This is a genomic window from Halobiforma lacisalsi AJ5 (assembly GCF_000226975.2).
In the GTDB taxonomy this organism is placed as follows: domain Archaea; phylum Halobacteriota; class Halobacteria; order Halobacteriales; family Natrialbaceae; genus Natronobacterium; species Natronobacterium lacisalsi.
The window spans coordinates 3,466,011-3,482,373 of record NZ_CP019285.1 but is presented as its reverse complement, the minus strand read 5'-3'; the positions used below and the strand labels follow the sequence as shown (position 1 = coordinate 3,482,373).

Here is a 16,363-nt window from a genome sequence, read left to right as displayed (position 1 = left end):
TCAGTCGCCGCCGATGCCGACCGACTGTGCCGGCTCCTGTTCCGGCCGCCGTCCGAACTGACGAACGGACTCCACCTCCTCGACTCGGCCGCGGACGTTCGCCACGTCGACGATGATCTCCGTGAGGTTCGCCGTCCCCGCGAGGAACTCGTCACGGCGGCGTTGCCAGGTATCCTCGACGGTGTCGTCGGCCAGCAACTCCTCGACGCGCTCGAGGATGGCGTCGGCCTCGGCGACGTTGTGGATCAGTCCCTGGTTCTCCAGCGCGACGAAGTTGCCCATGTCGTCGTCGCCCACGAAGGAGTTCGAGCGGATCGCGGGCGTCCCGAGCAGGGCTGCCTCGGTCACCATCGTCTGGGTGTCGGCCACGAGCAGGCTCGCCTCGGCGAGCGCGTCGTGCATCAGCGCCGGGTGGAGGTCGAACCGGCGAGCCGGCAGCCCCTCGAGGTCGGCCTTGCCGCTCTCGTCGGAGACCAGGACGGTGACGTCCTCGGCGAGGCGCTCGACGATCCGGCGGCGATCCGCGCCGGTCAGGCCGTGCTTGCCGACGTCGTGCTGGGAGCCGAAGGCGTTGAGCCGAAGGAGGGCGAACCGCTCGTCGGGCTCGAGTCCCAGTTCTGCCCGGACCTCGGGGGTAGGCTCGTACGTGTCGGGATGGAGGTACGCACACTCCTTGAATCCGGGGAAGACGTAGTGGTGTTCGCCGAGGTTCTTGCGGAAGGTGTTGGGCGTGAGGATCGCTCGGGCGAACGGCGTCGAGATCGTGTGGTCGAACGACGCCGGCTCGGAGTCGATGAGCAACACCGTCGGCGTCCGAACGACGGCCCCGGTGTGGGCGGCGTACCCGCCCATCCCGAAGATCAGGTCGGGGTCGTACCGCCTGGCGAGGCGGATCGCCCGGGCGTAGTGGGCCGGTAACCGACTCAACAGCGACCCCTTCGAGGTGTCACACGAGCCGTAGACCTCGTAGGGCAGGTCGTACCACTCGAGCAAGTCGACCGTACAGGTGTAATCCCGCGCGAGGACCAGGACGTCGTCCCCGCGAGCCGCGAGCCGCCCGATCGCGTGCTTGTACAGGTGGACGTGCGCCGGCGTATTCGTAAAGAACAGGTATCTCATGCTGACGGTATCGTCTCCTGACCGAACGGTGAGCGGCCGAGGGGGTTTGTTATCGGGCTCGTACCGACCGTAACGACCACCAGACGGCGGGACAGTCCCCTCCTGACCGTCGCGGCGCGAGGGCGGACCGGCGGTAGCGAGCGTATAATAATAGGAATACGTTGCCAGGTGTCCGTAGATGCAGTCTCAGGGTAGTAGCGACACGGACGGCGAGACGCGACCGGCGGGTATGTACCGACTCGAGGACGAGGGCGACGTCGACGTGGGCGGAGACCGACGCGAGCGATATCTTTCCGTACTCGATTCGACGCTCGCGTACGCTCGTCGCCGGGATTACGTCGGCCCGGACTACGGTGACGGGCTCAGTAGCCGGCTGTTGCAGGCGCTGCCGATCGACAACAGGTGGCTCAACCTGGCCGTCCAGGAGACGGTCAAACGCTCCCCGGTCGACGTCAGACCGATCTTCCGCGTCGAGGAACGGCGCAACTACAAGGGGGCCGCGCTGTTTACGATGGCGAACCTGAACTACTACGACCTGGTCGGTGACGGCACCGAGACGGATCCCTCGCTTGCCGCGTTCGACCCGCTGCTCGAGGCCGATCGGCTCGCGGACTGGCTGATCGAGGAACGCATCACCGACTACAGTGGCTTCTGTGGGGGCCACCGTCATCCGATCCAGCACCTCCACACGAAGGGGGTCCCGAGCGATCCCGACATCGTGTCGACGGCCTACGCGGTCCGGGCGCTGCTCGAGGTCGCGCGGTTCGCCGGGCGCGAGGACGTCGATCTCGACCCCGAGACCCGCGAAAAGTACGCCTCTCACGCGGAGCTCGCACGGACGGCGGTTGACTTTCTCGTCGAGGACCTGAACTACCGCGAGGTCGATGACGGGGCGAAGATCGACTACCACATGAACCACCCCGACGACTCCTACACGATCAACGCCGCGGCGCTCGGGGCATCCATGCTCGTCGATCTCTACGACTACTTCGGCGACGACGACCTCCGCGAGCGGGCGACGAAGATCCTCGACCACGTCGCGGCCTGCCAGACCGACCGCGGCGGCTGGCCCTACCGGCTCCCGGCCGACGCCTCCCACCTCTCGATGGACAACCATCACAACGGGTTCGTCGTCGAGTCGTTCCAGCGGTACCGCGACATCGTCGGCGACGACCGGTACGAGGAGACCCTCGAGGACGCACTCGAGTTCTACCGCGACGAACTGTTCGCACTCGACGGCGCGCCGAATTTCGACGAGGAAAACGACTATCCGCGAGACATTCACGCGAGCACTCAGGGGATGCTCGTCTTCGCCCGGGAGGGCGAGCTCGAACTCGCCGAGCGTATCCTCCGGTGGACCCTCGCTAACCTCCAGGTCGAGGGCGAGCAGGGCCGGTTCTACTACCGCAAGTACCGCCACCACACGAAGCGGGTCACGCTGATGCGGTGGTGTCAGGGCTGGATGTCGTACGCGACGTCGGAGTTCCTGCTGGCCTGTGCCCGGCGGGACCGAGACCCGGAACGTCCTCTCGATGCCGAACCAGCCGGAGGCGACCGAGAGATCGACCGACGGGAGGCCGCACCGACGCCCGAGACATGAGCCGCCCCGCCACGGAAGGTCCGGCCGACACACTCCCGGACGCGGGCTCGAGGCCGGACACGGAAGCGAACGACGCCTCGAGCGACGACCGCCCCGGCCGGACCCCGCCGGACCCGTTCGGCTCGGATCTCGCGGGTTCCGTCGACGACGCCGATCCGGCACCCGAGGAGGCGCGGGTCCTCGTCGTCTCCGGACTCGGTCACAAGAACGAGCGCCACTACGGCCCGCTTTCCGACGTCGCCGGGGAGACGACGCTCGTCTGCCTGAATCCGCGTCACGATGTAGAGTCTGCGAAATACCGCGAGGTGCCCGACGTCGGCCCGCGGCCGCTGCGGCTCGTCCTCCTGTTTTTCGTGGCGCTGCTCGAGGGGTACCGAACCGAGTACGACGCGGTCGCCTCGATCTCGCTGTTCCCCTACGGGCTCTACGCGCTCGCCCTGAAGGCGGTCTACGGCTATCCGGCCTCGTTGGGGATCATCGGGATCGACCTGGACCACCACGCTCGGCAGTGGTACGGCCCGCTGCCGCGGTGGGCGTTCAGACGCTTCGACGCCGTCTCCGTGCCGGGGCCCTCCCACGCCGCGGACCTCGAGGACTGTGGCGTCCCCCGCGAGCGGATCGAGATCCTGGCGAACGCGATCGACGTCGAGCGGTATCGGCCGGCCGATCGTGGGACTGGCGACGCCGAGGACGACCATGACTACGACTACGACTACGAGTTCATCTGGGTCGGCCGCTTCAGCGAGGAGAAAGCCCCCATGCGGTTCGTCGAGTCCCTCGTCGCGCTCGAGAAGCGGGACTCGACGGGCGAGTTCCGGGCCGTCATGGTCGGCGACGGCCCGCTCCGGGACGCCGTCGCCGCGACCCTCGAAGCCCACGGATTGGGCGACCGGGTCGATCTTCCCGGCTGGGTCGACGACCCCCGTCCCTACTACCGGCGGTCCGCGACTTTCGTCCTCACCTCCCGTCGCGACGCCCTGCCGCTCGTGATGCTCGAGGCGATGGCGTCGGGACTGCCGCCGGTGGTGCCGTCGGTCGGTTCGGTCCCCGACGTCGTCACGGACGGCGAGAACGGTATCGTCGTTCCGGATCGGGACCCCCGGAGTTTTGCGGCGGCGATGGATCGCTGTCTGGCCGATTCCGACGAACGCGACGGGTGGGCCGATCCGGGGACGAACGCGACCGCGGTACGATCCTCGTTCTCGTACGAGCAGGCTGGCGACGACTGGCGGCGGATCCTGGCGACGCTCGTCCGGTCCCGTCCCTGTCCCCGTCCCCGTTCCCGTTCCTGACCTCAGTCCCGGTCTCGGTCTCGATCTCGATCTCGAGCGACCGAGGCGTAACTGGATCTCCCCCACTTACTTTCGACCGACGAGGTGGAAGGCGGCGGGTTATCGCCGGTAGCGACGCGATAACAAAACGAACACTCCCAGTACGACGACCTACATGGACATCGAACGACTGGACCTCGAGCGGTGGGGCGACGCGCTTCCCAGGTCGGGGTTCGAAGTCTTCCACGATCCGGACGCGCTGGCCGTGCTCGACGCCCACACCGACGCCGAACTGCGGCTCTACGGCGCGTTCAAGGGTCAGCAAGCCGTCGGCCTCCTCCCCGTCTTCGTCGACGAAAACGCCGTCGGTCGAACCGTCTTCTCGCCGCCGGTTTCGATGGGTGTCCCCCGGCTCGGTCCGATCATCGACCCCAACAGCCCGAAGCGACGCAAGTGGGAGCGGATCAACGCCGAACTGGCGGCGGGCGTCCTCGAGGACGTCGAGGCCGACCGGCGATCGACGCTGTTCCGGATGACCTGTTCCGTCGGCTACGACGACCCGCGACCGTACGGCTGGAACGATCTTTCGGTCGAACCGCAGTTCACCTACGTCGTCGACCTCGAGGGCTGTAGCAACCTCGAGGACGCGATGGCCGGCTTCAGCAAGAGTCTGCGAAACGAGATGCGCCGCTACGACGACGTCGATCTGACGATCGAGACGGAGGGAATCGACGCCGCCCTGCGGATCTACGACGACGTCGTCGACCAGTACGCGGAGTACGACGACGAAGCGCCGATGACCCCGCAGTTCCTCCGTGACTTGCTCGTGACCCTCGACGACGACAGGTGGCGAACCTACGTCGCCCGGACGCCCGACGGGGAGTACAAGAGCGGCATCCTCACGCTGTTTTCCAACGACCTGGCCTACTACTGGCAGGGCGGAGTGACCGCATCCTACGAGCACGTCAGCGTCAACAACCTCCTGCACCGGCGGATCCTCGAGGACGTCGTTACCGATCCGGACCTCGAGTCGATCGAGGGGTACGACCTCGTCGGCGCGAACACGGAACGGCTCTGTGAGTACAAAGGGAAGTTCAACGGTGAGTTACGGCCCTACTACGTGGTTGAATCGTCGGGCCTCGAGATGCAACTGGCGAAGTCGGCCTACCAGCGGGTGAGTGGCTCGCTGAAATGAGCCGTTTGACCGCCGAGTGTCGGAACTGGCGTCCCGCTTACCGTTCGGGATCTGGTCTCGGTAGCGCCCGATGTGTCCGCGGCGGGACGAGATAACTCCCCCAGTGCCGGAGCCGGAGGTACCGGAGAATGCCGTTGCTTTGGCGTGGACCGAGCCCGTGCTGTCGGAATTCCTCGCCGACCATCGCTTCCCGTACGCGCCTGAACTCGGACATGGTCCGCTGGAGGGAGACGAAGTGGACACCGCAACGATTTCCGTCAGTCGTATTCACGTCCCGTCGTAGCAACACCGGCTGCCCGTTTTCGCGTTCCCGGGCGAGCTTTTGGGCGTGGCCGACGGTGTTGCGCTCGCGAGCGTGCTCGTGAACGTCGTCGACGACAGTGTCGATGCCGGTCGAACTCCCGAGTCGCTCACCGTACTCGCCGACTGCGTTTCGCTCGGCGTGCTTGGGGCTGAACAGTTGCGCCACGCGTTGCTCGTGGTCGCTCTCCTCGAACCACGCGCCGAGTTCGAGCTCGAGCGTCTCGAAATGCTGGATCGATCCGTCGGCGAACGGCCCCTCCTGGATCGTTACCCGGTCTTCGGTGGCCTGACTCTCGCGAAAGCCGGAGCGGAATCCCATGAAGAACGGGGCTTCCTCGGGAACCGGTTCGCTGTCAGGGATCCCCTCGAGGCCGCGCTGTCGTTCGGCCGGAAGGCCCCGTCCGACGAACCCCGTTCGGCGGTCAGTCCGCTCGAAAACGCTCTCGAGAGACGTCGACAGCGAGTGTCCGTTGAGTTCCGTTCGGTCCCCGAACAGCGCCTCCTCGACCGCGAGTACCACGGCAGGCTCGTCGCTCCCGAGGTGTAACAGCGCATCGGTCGTGTCCACCGTCACGTCGCTCTCGGCGGAGAGCGTGACGATCGGGTCCGGCGTCGGGAGATCGACGGCCTCGTCGAGGGTCGCGTCGAACCGGTCGAAATACGCCGGCGTGTACCCGAGCGTAAAGAGGAGTCCGGAACTGCTCCACTCGATGGCCCGTTCGACCCCCTGTAACGCGGCAGTGACGGTTTCCCGGGTGGCGGAATCCGGGTCGCTGGACAGCGAGAGGTTGAGGAACACGTGATGGGACGGCGGCTCGACGTTCCCGTCTCGATCCGTCTCCAGCACGTCGTTCCACGCGTGCTGTCGCTCGGGAAGCGAGAGCGGCTCGGCGACGCCGTCGGGGACCTCGAGTGCGGCGCCGTTCTCGAGACACGCCGCGAGAGCGACGGTTCCGCCGGTAGCGACCGCCGAGCGCAGAAACGCCCGGCGGGAACGCACCCGGGTTTCACTCGTCTCCGTCCGATCGTCCGTTGGTGGGGACATCGGTGTGCGATCAGTACCCGGACAGCGTTAGCCGCGCAGTCGTGACGAAGTTGGTCACTCCTGCCGGGTACGGCAGCTGGTTCGTCGACCCGAGCATAAGTAGCCAGACGATGAGCCGCTCCCCCTGGATCGGCTGTTCGTCGACGTACTGTGCCGGATGATACAGTTCGGAGACCGCGTCCTCGTCGTACAGGCGATGGGCCGGATACTCGCCCGGTCCAATCTCGTCACTATCCCGACGAACGACGACGAGTTCCAGCGTTTCGTCGAGCGGAACGTCGACGGTTTCCGTCCCGTCGGGGTTGCTGAATCTGGCGATCGTCCCCGGTTCGCCCTCGAGGTAAAACTCCGATTCGGGCGTCGTCCACTCGTCGCCGTCGAACAGTTCCACCGCCGTGCCGTCTTCCGTCCCGGGAGTGATGTCGATGGCCTGGGTGGAGATGTAGTGGGGAACGACCGGCTCCTCGTAGGTGCCGTTCTCGCCGTAGCTATCGGCGTTTTCCTCGAGCTTCTGCATGAAATGAGTCATAAATCCTGGGCCGGCCCGACGGAAGACCGGCGTCAGTACGCCGTCCTCGTAGAATTCGTAGGCGATGTCGTAATTGTAGGGGCCAAACCGGACGCCGGAGTGAAAGTCGATGCTCTCCCGTCCGATCGCGCTTGAGTGATAGTGGCTCTTCAACTGGAACCCGTTCGGGACGCCCTCGCGGGCCGGGAAGTCGAGTTTGCCGAGGAGTCCCGGGCCGCCGGTGACCGAGCTGTGGACGTCCCAGAAGAGGAGGTCGCCGCTGAAGACGGTATCGTCGTCCGGGAAGTACCACTCGCGAGTGTTCCGGCCCTCCCGTGGCGGCAGGTAGTAGCCCGTGTAGGTAATCGGGGAGTCCATCGCCTCGAAAACGGGGCTATCGTTGTAAGCAGCGGAAACGGTCGCGCCGTGAACTGCGGATTGCTCCCACTCGATGGTCCACCCGTCCTGCTCGAAGGACTCCGCCGGCGGTTCGATCCGGTGGTAGCCATCGTTGGCCGTATAGTAGGGTCGTTGTTCCGTCGGGACGTCGGGAAGGGCCGCCAGCATCGATTCCGAGCGCGGCTCGATCGTCTCGGCCAGCCGGTAGAGGGGATACTCTACCGCGTGATCGACGACGGCAACGTCGACGAGGTCGGGATTTCCCGGCTCCGAACCGTCGATGAGCGCGCTGATAACCCGGAGATCACCGTCGTCTTTCACGTGCATGACTGCAGTCGACCCCTCCCCGTGGCGGAGATCCGCCTGGCCGATTCCAGCGTACCCGCCCGCTGCACCCTTCCAGGACGGATACCACTCCCGGTCGGTCATATCCCCGAAGGCGTCCTGGACCGTCTCGGTTCGATGAATCAGCTGCCCGATCTCCATCTGGGCGGGATTCTGCGTTACCGTCCACGTCACGTCCTGGGGCTCGGTGATCTCGAGGGCGACGAGCTCGTCGCGATAGCGATCGACGAGTCCGTAGACGGTTCGGCGATTCTCCGCCGTCACCTCGAATTCGGCCTCGTCGCCGTCGGGGAACCCCTGTTCGTCGATACGCAGCGAGGTCGGCCCCTGAATACTGATCGTTTCCAGGTGATTCGTGAGAACCTCGTAGGCCTCGAAGCTGCCGATCCAGTCGGTAACGAGGTCGTTGACCTCCGGATCGGCGAGCAGCGTCTCGATGGCCCGTCGCTTTCGAGAGGCGTGTATACGCTCGTAGTTGCCGTTCTCGAACTGCCGAGCAGAGGCGAACCCGGCGGTCTCCAGGCGGAGTGCGGGGATCGAGGCTGCCCCGTCAGCGTCGGACTGAGGCCTATCTGCCGGCGCTTCACTCGGGTCGGAATCGCTACAGCCCGCAAGCGTCGCGACACCGCCACCGACCGCGGCTAATTTCAGCCACCTTCGTCTCGAAAACTCCCGGTTGACCATTATGCCAGCGGTACATCACTATGGCATAGGAAGCTTGTGCCGCGTTTCAAATTCCGGTACTGTCGCGACCGGTTTCCCGACCGGGTCACCGTACAAACCCAACAGCGATCTCCAACGACTGCCGGACGCTCGCTCGAGTAGCTGGCGCCGCTCGGACGGACTCACCCCATATATCCGAGGCCTTTCAGGCGTTCCTCGACGTCGTCGAAGTCCTCGTCTTCGCTCCCGTCTCCACCAGCACCGGTGGCCGCCTGCGTCCCCACGTTCCGGACCGTCGGATCCGTGTCGGTCTCGAGCAACTCGGTCCGCACGTCGCCGTCGACCCCGGCTGGGATCGGCTCGCCGATGCTGTGCAGCAGCGTCGGAGCCACGTCCGCAACCGAGAGGTCGGGGGGCCCCCCCGCCTCGCTCGAGCCGTCGATCGTCGGCCCGCGGGCGAAGAACACGCCCTCGCTGCGGTGGCTCGCGGCCTTCTTCCCGGCGGATTCGAAGACGTCGTCGGCGAGCCGCGTCTTCTCCTCGTAGCCGTCCTCGCCGACGAGGATCAGGTCCGGCGAGGCCTCGTCGTCGGGGAAGGCGTCGTCGCCGTCGTAAATCGACAGGACCTGCTCGCCGGTTTCGGGATCGGTGACCTCCTCGAAGGCGTCTCGAAGTTCGCGCTTGACCGAGTCCACGTTGGCGGGCGCGACGGTTCCCTCCGCGAACCGCTCGGTGTCGTTGACGTAGACGTAGCTCGGACCGTGTGCGAACGCGATCGTGTCGTCGAAGTCGACGTCGTACAGCCCGTGGTCGCCGGGTACCTGCTCGGCGACGCCGTCGACCAGTCCCTTGGGAAGCGACTGGATGAACCGTTTTTCGTCGATCCCGACCCGTTTCAGGGCGCCGAGGACGTTCGACTTCGTCACGCCGAGGCTGGCCAGCGAGCTGCCGGCCGCGCTGCGGTCCTTCCGCGAGAGGAACCCCTCCCGCTCGAGGACCGCGTTCAGGTTGACGAACGTCGAGATCGGGCCGAAACCGTGGTCGGAGGCCACGAAGAGGTTGGCGTCGTGTTCGTCGGCGTACTCGAGGACGTCCCCGAGGATGTCGTCGAGCAGTGTGTAGTGCTCGAGGATGACGTTCTCGTCCCAGATGAGATGCTGGAGGCGGTCGGGCGCGGTGAACACGAAGAAGAAGAGCCGCCAATCGTCGACGTCCATGAGGCGGTCCATGAGGGCACGACGCGCCGCGACCAGGGAGTTCAGGTCGTCACGGAACCGGGCTTCCTCGCCGGCGTAGTCGTACCAGTTGAGCCCGATCCGGTAGTCGGGAATCTCGTCGTCGATCTCGTCGGCGAGGCCGTCGGGGTGAGCGAACCGCTCGTTGGTCGCGGGGGACATCATCCCCGCGACCATCTTCCCGTCGATTTCGCTTGCGGGATAGGTCATCGGGACGTTGCCGACGACGGCCGGCGAGAGCAGGTCCCACAGCGCCGGTTGCTCCCGGTCGGCGCTCGTGTTCATCTGCTGGGTGTAGTCGCCCTCGACGCGCTGGAAGCCGTAGATGCCGTGGTTGTCCGGCCGTGCACCGGTCGCGATCGTCGGCCAGGCGGCGGGCGTCGTCGGCGGCGTCGTGCTCTCGAGCGGCGCGGCGACGCCCTCGTCTCGGAGGCGACGGAACGAGGGGAGTTCGCCGGCGTCGATCCAGTCCCGCAAGAGGTTCCAGGGGACGCCGTCGATGCCGAGGACGAAGGCGCGGTCCGTATCGCTGGCTCGAGTTCGCGCTCCAGTACCGTTTCCAGTTCCGTTTCCAGTTCCAGTTCGAGTCATAGAGGCGGGTTCGTTCGTCACCCCACCGGGAGCACTGATTGTTATGGCCGGGGTTACCGCTCACAGCAAGGGAGTAACGGGACGAACCCACCCGCTCCTCGCTCCTCGCTCCTCCGAGATCGGACTGACTACCGGTTCCGTAGCTCCGAGGCAACAGGCGCGTCGGCGTCGCTCTGCCCGCGATCGGAGCGAACCAGCGGCGCTTCGGGGTCCGGCTCCGGCTCCGGTTCCAGCTCGAACCCGCGTTCTCCGAGATCCCGTTCGGTCGCCGGTTCCGCCGGCGCGTCCAGTACGTTCCTCGCGACCTCGGCCATCGTCTCGACACGTAGGTCGGTCTCCCGGCGACGCTGGTCGAGGTACTCGAGGATTCGCCGGAGCCGCCGGACGTTACGGGGCGTCGTGAGGTCGTTGGGGTGGAGCCAGAGGTGACAGATCTCGTCGCCGTTTGCCGCGGCCGCCGCGTCGATCCCGCGTTTCGCTTTCCGGACGACGGGGTCCCCGGCGATCGGCTCGACGAGCGATCGGGCCATCCCCTCGAAGGAGAATAGACACAGCGAGCCGGGAACGTCGACGAGCCCGCCCTCGTCGACCGTCGGCTCGACCAGCGGGGGCGGCGTCCGGCCGACGGAGTAGCTGGCGAACTTGCCGACGGGGTACAGCCACGGCCGATCGTACCACCGCGAGGGACCCCGTCCGCGGTAGCAGGTGACGTCGTACTCTACGAGGACGTCACGGTGCCCGACGACGTTGCGCGGGAACACGAACGACTCGAGGTCGATCCCTCGATCCCGGGCGACCTCGCGACAGGCCTCGAGTTCGGCCGCGGCGACCGCACGGTCCGTCGTCTCGCCGTCGAACAGGACGTGCGAGAAGGAGTGACAACCGATCTCGTGGTCGACGTCGGCGTCCTCGATGCGGTCGATCAGGTCGGGGCCGAACCAGCGGTCGCAGTCCGCGCCGGTTCCGCCGGGATCCGGGGCGAACCAGCCATCGTCGGCCGCCGGGTGGGACGAGTGGTGCCCATCACAGTCCTCGAGGAAGAGGTGGCCGACCACGGCCCAGGTGGCCGGCACCTCGTAGGCGTCCAGCCACTCGACCAGCCGCCGCCACCCGAGTCGGGCGCGGTCGATCCGTCGCTGGGGTGGGTCCTCGAGGTCGTGGAACCCCCACGCGAGTTCGGCGTCGATGGAGAGGACGACACGCCCCATACTACGGTTCCCTCCGGCCGAAATCGGCCGGGCGTGTGACGGTTCCGGCTCCAGTGCCGGTTTCGCGACCGCTGCTCGGTTCGGTTCGGTTCGCGGCGACGGGAAAGAAGAAGCCCCGTCGCCGTCGGCCGCCGGTCATCGTCGCCGCCGTTCGATCGATGCGCGTCATAGTAGTTCGGTCTTCGGTACGGCGCTCGGATCGGTACCTCCTGTTACAGAGGTTGATTTGTTAAGTATGAATACAGTTACTCGGGCCGTTTCGTCTAGGCGGTTCCTACCGCGGACTCCAAAAACGCTCGTCCCAGCCCGATTTGCGGTCCGGACCGAGCGGCAGCCGGCGACGACGGGTTACTCCGTTGTTAACTAACGTTCAGAATCCGATATGACCTGTCATGATCGACGACGACGCGGGATCGCGCCGGCCTCGAGCGGATGGTTCGTCTCGGATGGGACCGCGAGTCGCCGGGGCGGCCTCCGTTCGGACGCAACACGGCACCGGAGTCGAAGGTGGTCTCGATGGCTAAAGCCGGCGAGGGAACGATCGACGCGGACGGCGAACCGATGGCCGTTGCGGACGACTGGGCCGACTCCTCGGTCGCGGTGCCCGCGATCACGGCTCCGAGCACCCTCGCGTGTTTCCGATCGCTCGGAGGGCGGGACGGCACCGACGTGCGAACGATCGCGCTGGCCGAACGCGACGGGATTCCTGCGACCCGCTCGAGGTACTGCGACGAGACGGTCCCGGTGCCGTCCCCCCACGAGAACCTGATCGCGTACAAGGACGCACTGCTGTCGGTCGCGATGCGGCCCGACGTGCGGACGATCATTCCGGTGCGGGACGTCGATGTCTACGTGCTGGCGAAGTACAAAGACGAGTTCGACGGCTACGTGAGCACACCGTGGCCCGACCTCGAGACGCTCGCGGCCGTCCAGGACCGGGTGCAGTTGTTCGACGCCGCGGAGACCGCCGGTGTCTCCGTCCCCGACACCGCGTTACTGGACTCGACTGACGACTGGGACTGGGACCGCGAGTGGATCGTCAAGGCACGGTACTCGATCCTCGTCGACGAGTACGTCGACCGCTGTACGCCGGCGGAGTACCTCGATCCGCCCAAGACCGAGTACCTCCCATCGGGCGTCGAACCTGACGTCGACCGCCTCCGGCAGGAGATGAACCACGTCCCCCTGCTCCAGGAGTACGTTCCCACGACCGAGGAGTACGGGTTCTTCGCGCTGTACGACCACGGGGAGCCGGTGGCGACCTTCCAGCACCGACAGCTCCGGGGCTACAGTTACGCCGGCGGTGCGAGTTCGTTCCGGGAGTCGGTCCGAATCCCGGCCCTCGAGGAAGCGGGCCGGGACCTGCTGGACCACCTCGAGTGGCACGGACTGGCGATGGTCGAGTTCCTGCGGGACGACGAGACGGGAGAGTTCAAACTCATGGAGATCAACCCGCGGTTCTGGTCGTCGCTCCCGTTCTCCGTCCAGGCGGGCGCGGATTTCCCCTACTACTACTGGCAGCTCGCGAACGGGAAACGAGAGGAGATCGACCACGAGTACGAGGCGGGGCTGGCCGGCCACCTGTTGCGTGGCGAACTCCTGTATCTACGGTCGATCCTCGTCGATGACGTCGAACTGGCCGAGAAACCGTCCTTCTGGTCGGCGGTCGGCGAGATCGCCCACTCGATCGTCGAACATCCCCGGTTCGACTGCGCGAGCGTCACGGACATGCGGCCGTTCGTCCGCGACATGCTCGACGCCTACGACGCGTACAAGTAGCCGATCGTTTCGTTTTTCGTACTCTCTACGTGTGGTCGACGAGTTCAGTCCAGATATCCAAGCGATTTCAGCCGCGCTTCGACATCGGCTTTCTCGACGGTGTCACCCGCGTCCGCGTCCGCGTCCGCGTTCACACCCTCGTCACCGCCGTCGATCGGCTCGTCGAGGCGAGCGAGGACCTCCTCGAGTGCATACGCGGCGTACTCGTCGACGGTGTCGAACTCGCTGTGGTCGAGTCGCGATTCGATGCCCTCTACGACCGTCGTCGGTAGTTCGACCGTCGTCGACGTGACGTACGATGACGTTCGGTCCGCGTCGTTTCGGCCCATCGTACTCCCCTCTATGAGTGTCAATCGAATTGTTATGTGTTCGCTTCTATCGGCCGACGGCCTGACAGCCGTCCTATAACTAAATCCGCTGTAACGAATTTCACAGCCCGATGACCGACAGCGAGGACGTGGTACTGATAACCGTCGACAGTCTCCGGGCCGACCACTGTGGCTTCATGGGGTACGACGAGGACGTTACGCCGACGCTCGACGATCTCGCCGAGGAGGGGCTCGTGTTCGAGAACGCCATCGCTCCCGCTCCTGAGACGAACAGCTCCGTGACGACCATGTTCACGGGGCACTACCCGAACCCGGACCGCGAGTGGGACGCCGACGAGGTCATGCCGGACATCCAGCGACATATGTGGACGCGACACACGCTCCCGGAGCGGTTCCGCGAACTGGGCTACGAGACGGCCGGCTTCACTGCCAACCCCTGGACGTCCCGGTACTTCGACTTCGATCGGGACTTCGATCACTTCGTCGATACGATGGACGAGAACGCTACGAGCGAGTTGATGGACGACCGCCGGAACGGCGGCGTCGCGAACCTGGTCGTCGCACCGATCCTCAACTGGTGGCAGGATCAGAACATGTTCATGTCGTGGGAGCGGCTCTACGAGGGGATCCTCGAGTGGGTCGAGGACGTCGAGTCCCCGTATTTCCTGTGGATCTTCCTCGTCGACGTCCACATGCCCTACCTCCCGCCGGACGAGTATCGGACTCACTCGCGGCTGTTGACGTATCCGGCGAACGGATCGCTGTTCCTCGAGAACCTCGATCTGCCGCTCCAGTCGCCGTTTCACGACGTCCTCGTCCGCACCTACGACGATTCGATCCGGTACACGGACGCGTTCCTCGAGCAGTTCGTCGACGACGTCGACGGCGACCCCCTGATCGCGGTCGTCGGCGATCACGGCGAGGAGTTCGGCGAGAACGGCGTCTACGGACACGGATCGAAGGTCTCGGAGACCGCCCTGCACGTCCCGTTCGTCGTCGCAAACGGCCCGTCGGCGAACGTCGAACGTCCCGTGTCGCTGCGGCGGATGCCGGAGTTGCTGACGGCGCTGGCGACCGATGGCTCCTACGAACACGTCCTCGAGCCGACGGTTCGGGGTCGGAACTACGATCCGGCCGTCGCCGTACGCGGAACCCGCTGGCGATACGAGTGGCGGGAGTCGGGAGAAAAGGTCGAAGTCAGGCACGACGACTCCTGGGAGGAACGGTCGATACCGGAACTCGAGCGGATCGGACGGGAACTCGTCGACGAACACCTCGAGTGGGAACGCGAGAGAACACGCATACACGAGGCTGCGGCGGACGTCAGCCGCATCGAAGCGCTGTAACTCCGTCGGTCAGTTCCCGCCCGGGTACCCGGGCCACAGGAATCGCCGGTACGGAACCGGGCTCGAGACGGCCGTTTTCGCGCCAGTGAACAGCCACGGGCACGGTGGCCCGTGGCTTCCCGTGGATTAGTCAGACACTCCCGCGACACCATCGGTCTGATAGCCTCGGACAGTGTCGTGGGTCACGGTCGGGGCGTCCACGGCCCCCGATGCCTGCCGTCGCACCTTCCGAACAGTGGGGAGGTTGTTGAGAGCAGGCACATTCCAATCCTGATGCTTCTCGATGCCTTTCACGGCGATGTTGACGCTTGCACCACGGTCACTGTGGTCTTGGTGGGAACACGATCGGCACTTGAACCGCTTCTTGTTCCGATTCGCACGCTCGGCGTGCCCGCACAGCGGACACCGTTGACTCGTCTTGTACGGGTCAATCCACCTAGTCGGGATTCCCTCGAACGCAGCCTTGTACGACGTATAGAACTGAAGGGCGCGGAACGGGAGGTGGTGCAAGCGCCGATTCATCCGCGTGCCGTAGTCGATACTGTCGCGCATCTCTTTGAGGTCTTCAAAGACAATGCACGGCTTCTCGAACCGCTGACCCCACTCCACGATGTGTCGAGACACCTTGTGGAGCCGGTCACGGACGAACCGTTCCTCACGCCCTTCGAGCGCGTCGTGGATACTCTCCTTCCCCGTGTTCTGCACGCGCTTCCGCATCGTGAAGTAGCGGTGACGCTCGAACTTGATTTCGGGAAAGTCGATAACCAATGATGTCATCGTAGATCGTGTAGTCGTCGGTACAGAGAATCACCGTCTCATCGCCTCGGTCGGCAATCTCCTCGTCGACATCTTCGAGATTCTCTCGAACCAGAAATTCAACTCGTCCGTCGCTCCGACGGACGAGTGTCACGACCGGCGGTTTGTCCGACTCGAAGCTTCCTCGCCCCTTTTTTTGAGTCCGCGCTTGCGCGGACTCTCCTCTTTCTTCTCAATCCCTTTCTCGCCTGCTGTCACGTAGATCTCATCAGCTTCACACACCTCTGAAAGCGTCAGGTCGTCCAGTTCACCGCACATCTCTTGGAGATCATGGCGGAAGTTCAACACCGCCTCGTAGTCCCGCTCCAAGTCCGATGCGATCTGTGTCGTCGGCACAGATCGCATCTCCTTGATCATGTAGAACATCTCCTCGATGGGGAACTTCCGATGCTCGAAGACCGAATTCGTGAGGTCGTTGAAATATGTCTCACACCCCTTGCAACGGTACTGTTGAGCGCCTTTCCCCGTCGTCCCCTTCTTGATGACTGGGTTGCTCTCCCCGCAGTAGACACACGACACCGTCGCGCCGAATCGGGCGCGACGGAGTCGCTCGTAGCAGTCGTCCGGATTGGGAAGGAACACTTCTACCGAGTCCCTGTCCATCAACAGCA

11 protein-coding genes and 2 pseudogenes are annotated in these 16,363 nt (G+C 65.2%); 5 read left to right on the top strand and 8 right to left on the bottom strand.

Annotated features, from left to right (window positions below):
- On the bottom strand, positions 1-1,119 hold the full coding sequence (locus CHINAEXTREME_RS16810) for a DUF354 domain-containing protein (protein WP_007140927.1): 1,119 nt from the start codon (positions 1,117-1,119) through the stop codon (positions 1-3).
- Positions 1,120-1,297: 178 nt separating this feature from the next.
- Here CHINAEXTREME_RS16810 and CHINAEXTREME_RS16805 point away from each other — a divergent pair, with 178 nt between their 5' ends.
- The 3 genes from CHINAEXTREME_RS16805 to CHINAEXTREME_RS16795 all read left to right on the top strand — a co-directional run bounded on the left by CHINAEXTREME_RS16805 (position 1,298) and on the right by CHINAEXTREME_RS16795 (position 5,185).
- Positions 1,298-2,719 (top strand): prenyltransferase/squalene oxidase repeat-containing protein, encoded by a 1,422-nt coding sequence (locus tag CHINAEXTREME_RS16805; RefSeq protein WP_010546851.1) that lies wholly within the window; start codon positions 1,298-1,300, stop codon positions 2,717-2,719.
- Positions 2,716-4,011 (top strand): glycosyltransferase, encoded by a 1,296-nt coding sequence (locus CHINAEXTREME_RS16800; RefSeq protein WP_007140929.1) that lies wholly within the window; start codon positions 2,716-2,718, stop codon positions 4,009-4,011. The genes CHINAEXTREME_RS16805 and CHINAEXTREME_RS16800 overlap by 4 nt, the downstream gene beginning before the upstream one ends.
- Positions 4,012-4,165: 154 nt before the next feature.
- On the top strand, positions 4,166-5,185 hold the full coding sequence (locus tag CHINAEXTREME_RS16795) for a GNAT family N-acetyltransferase (RefSeq protein ID WP_007140930.1): 1,020 nt from the start codon (positions 4,166-4,168) through the stop codon (positions 5,183-5,185).
- Positions 5,186-5,222: 37 nt separating this feature from the next.
- Here the strand turns inward: CHINAEXTREME_RS16795 and CHINAEXTREME_RS16790 are convergent, their stop codons facing one another.
- From CHINAEXTREME_RS16790 to CHINAEXTREME_RS16775, 4 genes are all read right to left on the bottom strand, one after another.
- On the bottom strand, positions 5,223-6,533 hold the full coding sequence (locus tag CHINAEXTREME_RS16790; RefSeq protein WP_007140931.1) for a DUF7405 family protein: 1,311 nt from the start codon (positions 6,531-6,533) through the stop codon (positions 5,223-5,225).
- A gap of 10 nt (positions 6,534-6,543) precedes the next feature.
- Positions 6,544-8,469 carry a twin-arginine translocation signal domain-containing protein gene (locus CHINAEXTREME_RS16785; protein WP_007140932.1) on the bottom strand — a complete coding sequence of 642 codons (1,926 nt, stop codon included), beginning with the start codon at positions 8,467-8,469 and terminating at the stop codon, positions 6,544-6,546.
- Positions 8,470-8,630: 161 nt separating this feature from the next.
- A complete protein-coding gene (locus tag CHINAEXTREME_RS16780; RefSeq protein ID WP_076738757.1) occupies positions 8,631-10,274 on the bottom strand; it encodes an alkaline phosphatase family protein in 1,644 nt (547 codons plus the stop codon).
- A gap of 128 nt (positions 10,275-10,402) precedes the next feature.
- On the bottom strand, positions 10,403-11,482 hold the full coding sequence (locus CHINAEXTREME_RS16775) for a polysaccharide deacetylase family protein (protein WP_007140934.1): 1,080 nt from the start codon (positions 11,480-11,482) through the stop codon (positions 10,403-10,405).
- Positions 11,483-12,043: 561 nt separating this feature from the next.
- Here CHINAEXTREME_RS16775 and CHINAEXTREME_RS16770 point away from each other — a divergent pair.
- Positions 12,044-13,261 carry a carboxylate--amine ligase gene (locus CHINAEXTREME_RS16770; protein WP_029601760.1) on the top strand — a complete coding sequence of 406 codons (1,218 nt, stop codon included), beginning with the start codon at positions 12,044-12,046 and terminating at the stop codon, positions 13,259-13,261.
- A 44-nt stretch (positions 13,262-13,305) separates the two neighbouring features.
- On the opposite strand, the gene CHINAEXTREME_RS16765 is transcribed toward CHINAEXTREME_RS16770, so the two are convergent.
- The gene (locus CHINAEXTREME_RS16765; protein WP_007140936.1) at positions 13,306-13,590 is read right to left on the bottom strand and encodes a hypothetical protein; all 285 of its coding nucleotides are present in this window, start codon (positions 13,588-13,590) and stop codon (positions 13,306-13,308) included.
- A 110-nt stretch (positions 13,591-13,700) separates the two neighbouring features.
- Here CHINAEXTREME_RS16765 and CHINAEXTREME_RS16760 point away from each other — a divergent pair, with 110 nt between their 5' ends.
- The gene (locus CHINAEXTREME_RS16760; RefSeq protein ID WP_007140937.1) at positions 13,701-14,936 is read left to right on the top strand and encodes a sulfatase; all 1,236 of its coding nucleotides are present in this window, start codon (positions 13,701-13,703) and stop codon (positions 14,934-14,936) included.
- A gap of 126 nt (positions 14,937-15,062) precedes the next feature.
- Here CHINAEXTREME_RS16760 and CHINAEXTREME_RS16755 read toward each other — a convergent pair.
- Together CHINAEXTREME_RS16755 and CHINAEXTREME_RS16750 are read right to left on the bottom strand one after the other, a co-directional pair.
- A pseudogene (locus tag CHINAEXTREME_RS16755) lies at positions 15,063-15,707 on the bottom strand (RNA-guided endonuclease TnpB family protein); the annotation flags it as partial.
- Positions 15,706-16,355 (bottom strand): annotated as a pseudogene (locus CHINAEXTREME_RS16750) (transposase); the annotation flags it as partial. The pseudogenes CHINAEXTREME_RS16750 and CHINAEXTREME_RS16755, both read right to left, overlap by 2 nt.
- Positions 16,356-16,363 lie beyond the last annotated feature (8 nt).